Source organism: Fulvivirga sp. (assembly GCF_040220315.1).
GTDB lineage: Bacteria > Bacteroidota > Bacteroidia > Cytophagales > Cyclobacteriaceae > Fulvivirga.
Window position 1 is genome coordinate 1 of the sequence record NZ_JAVJUY010000299.1, and the last position, 8,367, is coordinate 8,367.

At 37.7% G+C, this 8,367-nt stretch carries 9 protein-coding genes; 5 read left to right on the plus strand and 4 right to left on the minus strand.

The features are described from left to right. Nucleotides 1–651: GAF and PAS domain-containing protein (locus tag RLO81_RS15065; RefSeq protein ID WP_350113368.1), on the plus strand; the 651-nt coding region annotated here is incomplete at its 5' end. A gap of 41 nt (nt 652–692) precedes the next feature. On the opposite strand, the gene RLO81_RS15070 is transcribed toward RLO81_RS15065, so the two are convergent. After that, the gene (locus tag RLO81_RS15070) at nt 693–1,352 is read right to left on the minus strand and encodes an HAD family hydrolase (RefSeq protein ID WP_350113371.1); all 660 of its coding nucleotides are present in this window, start codon (nt 1,350–1,352) and stop codon (nt 693–695) included. 88 nt (nt 1,353–1,440) lie between these two features. Here RLO81_RS15070 and RLO81_RS15075 point away from each other — a divergent pair, with 88 nt between their 5' ends. Continuing rightward, on the plus strand, nt 1,441–2,655 hold the full coding sequence (locus tag RLO81_RS15075; RefSeq protein ID WP_350113374.1) for a DEAD/DEAH box helicase: 1,215 nt from the start codon (nt 1,441–1,443) through the stop codon (nt 2,653–2,655). Nucleotides 2,656–2,657: 2 nt separating this feature from the next. Here the strand turns inward: RLO81_RS15075 and RLO81_RS15080 are convergent, their stop codons facing one another. From RLO81_RS15080 to serA, 3 genes are read right to left on the minus strand one after another with little or no spacing between them, the layout of a single operon-like run. Next, entirely contained in the window at nt 2,658–3,803 is a 1,146-nt protein-coding gene (locus tag RLO81_RS15080; protein WP_350113377.1) for a hypothetical protein, read from the minus strand. Between the two features lie 59 nt (nt 3,804–3,862). After that, the gene (locus RLO81_RS15085) at nt 3,863–4,339 is read right to left on the minus strand and encodes a nuclear transport factor 2 family protein (RefSeq protein ID WP_350113380.1); all 477 of its coding nucleotides are present in this window, start codon (nt 4,337–4,339) and stop codon (nt 3,863–3,865) included. A gap of 23 nt (nt 4,340–4,362) precedes the next feature. After that, the gene (serA, locus tag RLO81_RS15090) at nt 4,363–6,261 is read right to left on the minus strand and encodes a phosphoglycerate dehydrogenase (protein ID WP_350113383.1); all 1,899 of its coding nucleotides are present in this window, start codon (nt 6,259–6,261) and stop codon (nt 4,363–4,365) included. Between the two features lie 197 nt (nt 6,262–6,458). Here serA and RLO81_RS15095 point away from each other — a divergent pair, with 197 nt between their 5' ends. The 3 genes from RLO81_RS15095 to RLO81_RS15105 form a co-directional block, all read left to right on the plus strand. Beyond that, complete coding sequence (locus tag RLO81_RS15095; RefSeq protein WP_350113386.1) at nt 6,459–6,785, plus strand: PadR family transcriptional regulator; 327 nt, start codon at nt 6,459–6,461, stop codon at nt 6,783–6,785. A 12-nt stretch (nt 6,786–6,797) separates the two neighbouring features. Next, nucleotides 6,798–7,298: a hypothetical protein gene (locus RLO81_RS15100; RefSeq protein ID WP_350113389.1), complete on the plus strand. Its 501-nt coding sequence runs from the start codon at nt 6,798–6,800 to the stop codon at nt 7,296–7,298. A 6-nt stretch (nt 7,299–7,304) separates the two neighbouring features. Next, a partial coding sequence (locus RLO81_RS15105) for an ABC transporter permease (protein ID WP_350113392.1) occupies nt 7,305–8,367 on the plus strand: 1,063 nt, incomplete at its 3' end.

Consider the following 8,367-nt stretch of genomic DNA (forward strand, 5'->3'; position numbering starts at 1 on the left):
CCGAAGAGTGTATTGATTGTCCCACTTAAAGTAAATGAAGAAATCTACGGTGTGGTGGAAATTGCGTCATTTAAAATGTTTGAGGATTACGAAATTGAGTTTGTCCAGAAGATAGCTGAAAGTATCGCATCCACAGTATCATCAGTAAAAATAAATGCAACAACTCAGAAGCTACTGGAAGAATCGCAGGAAATGACCGAACAAATGAGGTCTCAAGAAGAGGAAATGCGTCAAAATATGGAAGAATTGCAGGCTACCCAAGAGGAGATGGAACGAGGCCAGGGCGAAGCGCAAAGTACTATGGAGGCCATTAACAGTACAGCCTCAATTATAGAATTTGATGAATCTGGAACAATTCTTAACGCAAACGATAACTTTCTGGATTTGTTGGGGTATCAGAAGGAAGAGATTGTTGGTGAAAGCCATAGAATATTTGTAAATAAAGAAGACAAGGCAAGTGATGAATACAGGCAGTTTTGGAAAGAACTGGCCGGAGGTAGGATGAAAACCGGTGAATTCAGCCGTGTAGGGAAAGGTGGAAAGGTTGTATGGTTAGCTGAAAACTATGCACCAATAAAAGGAAGAGACGGTAACATCAATAAGGTTATGCTTGTGGCAATGGATATAAGCAAGTTTAAAACTGAAGCGTAATCACTACTAGCAAAGAAGATTTATCGTAAAGGCAAGCTGGATTATTCTGGCTTGCTTTTTATTATGCTAGATATCTTATTAATCAAATCCGGAGAGTTTAATGCGACCTCATTTACACCTAATTCCTTTAAAGCAGATTGGTGTTGTGGAGTAATATGTTTGCCCCCGCAAAATCCTATTACAGTCATTCCTGCGTCCAAGGCAGCAGTGCAACCGCTGATACTATCTTCAATTACGAGACAGTCTTGAGCTGAAATCCCCAGCTTCTCTGCGGCATAAATATATACTTCAGGGCTGGGTTTTGGCTGGCTTACTTGTGATGAAGAAAATTGAAAAAGAAATTCATCCGCTAATTCAATACTTTCAACAGCATGTTTAATTTGACTCAAGGCGCTATTTGAAACTACTGATTTAGGAAGTTCAATGGCTCTGACCACATCAATAATGCCATCTACAGGTCTAAGGTCTGTATATACTCGTTCTTCAACATTCTTAATGAGCATATCAATATCTACGCGTTGATCTATTTTAAACTGTTCAAAAATATGACGGAATGTTTTACCTGTATAATTGGCTAAATAGTGTTTCACTGTGATTGACAAGCCAAATGTGCTTAATACTGGCGCCATCACTTCAGCAGCAACTATTTCGCTGTCTACTAGTACACCATCGCAGTCAAATATTATATGTTTGAACTTCATCGGATAGTCTGATTGATGTACAATGATAATTTTTTACTCACAGCTATTCTACTATTTTTAGCTAAATTGCGAGCTTAATTACTTTTAGATGCCAATAAAATTTAAAGACTTAAACCTTGAGGATAAATTAGTTGAAGGTATTGAAGCCATGGGCTTTAAGGAAACAACACCAGTACAGGAACAGGCAATTCCACTTATATTAGAAGGAAGAGACATTATAGCCTCTGCACAAACTGGTACAGGTAAAACAGCCGCCTTTTTACTACCTGTGATAAACATGATCATGAACTTACCTCATGATGAATATATAAAGGCTTTAATTATTGTGCCAACACGCGAATTGGCTACTCAAATTGACCAACAATTAGAAGGACTTTCTTATTATACATCAATTAGTTCTTTGGCAGTTTATGGTGGTGGTGACGGTTCAGAGTTTTCACAAGAAAAAAAGGCGTTAACCAACGGGGCTGATATTATTATTGGTACGCCCGGTAGACTGATTGCCCATTTGAATATGGGTTATGTTAAATGGGATAAATTAGGTTTTCTGATTCTGGATGAAGCGGACAGAATGCTTGACATGGGATTTAATGAAGACATCATGAAGATTGTGAATAAACTCCCTAAAGAGCGCCAGAGTCTAATGTTTTCGGCAACCATGCCGAGTAAAATCAGGGATTTGGCACGTAAACTTTTAAAGAACGACCCAGCTGAAATTAATATTGCCATTTCAAAACCGGCAGAACGGGTGGTGCAGGTGGCCTTTTCCGTTTATGATAATCAAAAAATTGAACTCGTAAAACATATCTTAAATGCAAAATCATTACAAAGTGTTATCATATTTTGCAGTACAAAATCCAGTGCCAAAGTATTAAACAGGGAATTAAAGAAGCAGCAAATATCTTCAGAAGAAATACATTCAGACTTGGATCAAAAGGAGCGGGAGAATGTACTAAGGAGCTTTAAAAATAAAAAGCTCAATGTGCTGGTCGCCACTGATATCTTGTCAAGAGGTATTGATATAGAAGATATTGAACTTGTTATTAATTATGACGTTCCGAATGAAGGTGAAGATTACATCCATAGAATAGGCCGAACAGCACGGGCTGCTTCAAAAGGAGCTGCATTTACGTTTATTAATGATAATGAAAAGGAGCAACGTAAGTTCGATCAAATTGAAAGACTTCTCGGTGATCCTGTACCAAAAGCAAAGTTACCTTCACATTTAGGAGATGCACCTATTTACAATCCTACCAATTTCCGTAAGCCTAATAGAAGAAAACAAAACTACAAGAAGAAGTAGAATTAGTACTTCTGATAAAATTGATTCAGAGCTGGCACTAACTGGTCGTAAATTGGTCTGGTAAATTCTATGAAAAGTGTTTGCGGTGCCGGTGGTGGTATATCATATGCAGCGCAAATAGCCAATTGTTCTTTGGTGAGTGCTCGTTCATCTCCGTTAAAGTTTCCCCATTCTGTAAACCAGATAAATTCACCGGTAAACTTCCTATGTGTTAATACTGCTTTGGAATGAGCATCAACAGCCCTCATGCTAAATAATCCTCTAGATTTAACCTCTTTTCGATTAACAGTAAGTTTCGCTTTAACTGTACCATATACGTCTACTTCTTTGCCATCTCTAATTTTTGTTGTGCCCACTACCACACTGTCTCTGGTGAAAGTTTCTGTTATGCGCTCTACATGTGTTTCACCAACAACAAAATCATCAAACTGAAGCCTTAAATATTGATCGACATAAGGCAATTCTTCGGCATCTGCCTCGCTTTGTGTATAGAATCTCACGAATTCATTACTTCGATATTCAGAATGCAAGAATTCCTCTACTTTATCTTGGAAGAAATCGGCACTTAAGCTATAAATAGAAGGAACTGGAATTTGCTCAACAATTACTTTTAGTGTAGCAGTAAACTTGGCTTCATCCATTTTGCTCCGCACATCCTTATAACCAGAAACAAATGAATCAGCATCTCTAAAATGATAATAGGCCTGTTTAGCATCTTCTCTTGTATTATTATTTAGAAATTTTAACCCGATCAAATAACTCTCTTCAGCAGCCAGCTCCTTTAATTCAGCCACTTCGTTAAAATAACTTTTTGGCTTGGAGATCACCTTTCGGGCTGCAGGCGAAGCCTGTATGTTTGTATGAAGGCTATTAATAGCCTCATAGGCTTGCAACTTTTTTTTGTATTTATATTGATCATTACTGGCTACAGCCTGACTTGCATTATCTTCTAAAGTTTGCACCGCTAATGGATAGCTCTTTCTTAGTATGTCCTTCGATTTTTTGTGATTAGGCTTTTGTCTTAATCGGTTAATAGCTTTTACACAAGCCTCATAATAACTGCCGCGCTCAAAAGCTCGCTTGCCTGAGGTGCATGCAGAAAAAATTAAAGGGATGGTTAAAGTTAGAAGTATAAGTGATGATCTCATAAACAATAATTTAAGGCACAATTAACAGAATTGATCCAAAATTAATAATATGAAGTCATTTAAGATTGATTTTCGAACTGTGCGAGGGCTTTTAAGGCTTGCGTTCGTACTTTATTTTTAACAATAGGAGTGAAACCTAAAAAATAACCGACCGGACCAAGTGCCATTTGTGCCCACTTCCACATGCTAAATGAATCCCTATGATCAACAATTAAACCCTCCTTAAATTGAAATTTTGCTTTGATTTCATTATTAACCATTCGGCCTGTTTTTGAAAACTTATAGTCCGCTTCCCATTGGCAACTACCTTCTGAGTCAGTGGCCTGAACATTTGAAAACCGTATTTTTAGGCTGGCGTCACCCTGTTTAAGGAGCATTCGCCACATATTGGCGGCATGTTTGCCTTTTAATTCCCCAAATGCAGGGTCTTCAAAGGTTATATCCTTGTGATAACAGCTGGCCATTGCTTCAGCATCTCTGTTCTGAAATGCCTTATAAAATTTGGTAATTAATTGATTATTTGATTCCTGACTCATATGTGAATATAATCAATCCGGCATCAATATAAGACCCTGAACTTGATGGTATGATCAATTTGCCGCAATTCCCTGATCAGCTCATTGTCATATTCCTTGTCGATATCTGTAATTACATAACCGATGGTTTCATTGGTTTTCAGATATTGACCAACAATATTTATTGAATGATCCGCTAATACATTGTTTATTTTAGCTAGGATACCAGGCATATTATGGTGAATGTGGATTAATCGATGCGCATTTTGGAGTTTTGGCAATTGAAGGTTAGGAAAGTTTACGCTATTGGTGGTCCCGCCCGTGTTGATGTAATCCATTATTTTATTAGGTACAAATGCGGCAATATTCTCTTGAGCCTCCATAGTGCTACCTCCAATATGTGGTGTTAAAATGGTGTTAGGTAAACCACGCAATTCTGATACGAACTCTTCATCATTGCTTTTAGGCTCTTCAGGAAAAACATCAACTGCACAACCGGCTACTTTACCACTTTCGATATTGGCACGCAATGCTTTTAAATCAACCACATGGCCACGACTTAGGTTGATGAAAATGACGTTATCTTTCATCTGATTGAATTCATGTGTCCCAATGATGTTATGGTTCTCTTTACGACCATCCACGTGCAGCGATACGATGTCTGACATCTTAAGTAAGTCTTCCAAAGATTCGCATTTTGTGGCATTTCCTAATGCCAGTTTCTCCTCCACATCGTAATATAAAACATTAAGGCCTAATGACTCTGCCAGTACCGAAAGCTGTGCTCCAATATTCCCATAACCTATTATACCTAAGCTCTTACCTCTAATTTCAAAACTACCTTTGGCAGATTTATCCCATTGGCCAGCATGCATGGCTGCAGAGCGTTCAAAGAGTTTGCGCATGAGTACAATAATTTCTGCAATGGCCATTTCAACCACCGACCTGGTATTGCTAAATGGTGCATTAAAAACAGCCACACCATTTTTAAGACATTCTTCCAAGTCAATTTGATTAGTGCCAATGCAAAATGCACCAATAGAAATTAAGCGCCTTGCATTATCCAGTACCTTTTTAGTTACCTGGGTTTTAGAACGGATTCCTAAAATGGATACATTCTTAATTTTTTTGGCAAGTTCATCTTCATCTAAGCCTGCCGGATAAACTTCCACATTGTATCCTTCATACTTCATTAATTCAATGGCCTTGGGGTGAACCCCTTCTAGAAGAAGAACATTTATTCTGTTTTTAGGATAGGAAATAGCAGTATTCAAGTTATTAAGGTATAAAAATTCATCCAGACTAGGAGTTACATGATCAGCTTTCTCAGTGACATTATTGCGTGCAACATTTTCAGTAAAAGCATAAAATTTATTGGCAAGGCCAGCCGCCTTAATTTCGTAATCTGTATAGCCATCACCAATAACATAAATGTCGCCTTTTAAATCCAAAGCTCTAAGTTGTTCAACTTTTCCATTGTTAGATGAAAGAACATTATTCTTATTGAATCCAACAATGTTACCAGCTTCATCAAATTTAAAATCGTTGGCATATACATTTTCTGGTTTTATGTGGTACTCACTAACAATGGGCACGATAAAATCTTTAAAGCCATTGGACATGATGTAAACGTTATCGGCATACGCTTTAAAAAAGTCTGTATTTCTTTTGAAGGATTTAGAAACTACTTTATGAAGCTCATCAATGAGTTTGGGTAAGTGGTTCTTGTGGGCGTTTAGTATTTCAATCCGCTGCTCAAGTGATTCTCTGAATGAAAAAGAACCATTCATTCCTTGATCTGTGATATCCTTAATTTTTGCGAGGCGTTCCTTTTTATCAGAAACATCCTGCAGTGATATTTCTCCGAGAATATCCAGTGCTTCTACCTGGGTGAACGTACTATCAAAATCGATTATAAAGTATTTCTTATTTCCTTTGCTCATTTTTCTAATCCTAACTAGCGAAATAAGCAGATTAATTCATTTTAATAAAGCTTATTGAAGATTAAATTATGTGATCAATCTGCGCAACCGATTGCTGATGTAGCTGCACGGCATCATTAATTTTTTCTGATTATCACAACCTTTGATTTAACTTTGCGTTATACTTTGGTATTCTATGTATATTGAATAATCAAATCATGATATCAAAGAACTTAACAGCAGCTTCAACCAAACCCATTATTCTGGGGATTCTCAAACAAGGCAATAGTTATGGCTATCTTATCATTAAAAAGATCAAAGAGCTGTCGCAAGGCAAAATGAAGTATTCTGATGGCATGCTCTATCCCGTCTTGCATCGATTGGAGAAAGAAGGTTTTATTACTTCCAACTGGACAGTGAATGACGACTCGCGGCCAAGAAAATATTATGAAATTACAGAACTAGGGAAAAAAGAACTACTGGCAGAGCAGGAGCAATGGTCCAGCGTAAACTCTGTCTTAAATGCAATTTGGTCAACAACTTAAAACAACAAACGAATGGTCTTAAACTCAAAAAATCGAACAATAATAGCAGGTGCAGCTATGTTGCTAACAAGTGTACTATTGCTATGGGAACATTTCCATGGTGGTGTAGCATCACACTACCTTTTACATGATGAAAACATGCCAAAAATCTCTAACTGGTGGGGATTATTGTGTATTCCTCTGGCTACCTATTTAGTGCTAAGTAAAAAGGAAGGATCAATACAACGTAGTGATTGGCTTTTTTTTATAGGAGGGATCTTATTTGGCGCTATCATCACGATATCTTTCTACAATGAACCTGATCTTACTGGTACGCTCATGTTACTTTCATTTGGCTTGGCTTTGTTTATGCCTTTGTATCGACCAGAATATTACCTAGGCTTTGTATGGAGCATGGCTTATGGCTTTGGCGGTGTATTGCCTGTTGTTTTTGGGTTGATAATTATTGCCATTTATGCCTTTGAGTACTTGCTGATCAGAAGATTGGCACTTTCATTATATCGTAAATTTTGATGAATCATGTTTAATCTGGACAAATCAATCAAAGAGTGGCTTAGGCAATTTAGCAAGCATGCAGCTTTTGATCACGGTGAAATAAGGGAGATGGAATTACATCTCAGGGATCATATTGATGATTTGGTTGCTGATGGGTTAGACCAGGAGGCGGCCTTTAAAAAAGCCGTGGAAGAGTTCGGTGAAATACCCAACATGGCCGAAGAAGAATATACCAATCAATTAAAAAAAGCACCATTAGGGCTTGATACCATTTACGCTATGTACAGAAATTATTTTAAAGTAGCCCTTCGCGGATTTACTAAACAACCTTTTTTTACTTTTCTAAATGTGATAGGACTTGCCGTGGGTATGGCAGGCGTCATTCTCATTTCACTTTACATTTATGATGAATTGAGCTATGATCGGATGTTTAAAGATTCTGAGCTCATCTATCGGGTAAATATCGATAATAAAACTGCCGGTGAAGTAACGAAATACGCCTCCGTATCTGGTCCACTGGCCGAAGTATTACGGGCTGACTTTCCGTATCAACAGCTCGTGACTAGGTTCAGGGAAGTTGACCCTGTGCTTGTAAAAAAAGAAGGAGCTGAACTCAACGCAAAAGTTGACAAGGTTACTGCAGTTGATGAAACATTCTTCGAGATGTTCGGTCTCACATTAATCACAGGAAATGAAAAAGATGCGCTACTAAAACCATACGCTTTGGTAATAACCAGTTCCATGGCAAAGGAGTATTTTGGATCTGCCGATGCGGCCATGGATCAATCTTTAATAATAGATGATGATCAAAGCTATATTATCACGGGTGTTATCAAAGATTTACCATCAAATAGCCTTTTAAAGAATTACAGCATGTTTTTGTCATTGGCCAGCTTCGAAGATGCCAAAACAGAGGCTTGGAACACCTGGTATTTTCCAACATTCGTCAAGCTTAATTCTCCTCAAAACCAAAAAGACCTGAATGAATTTTTGGGTGGAGTAGTAGAAGGATACTTAATTCCATGGGCCATGACATTCATACCAGGATTGACCGTTGAGAGTTCAAGAAAATCATCAGAAGAGACAG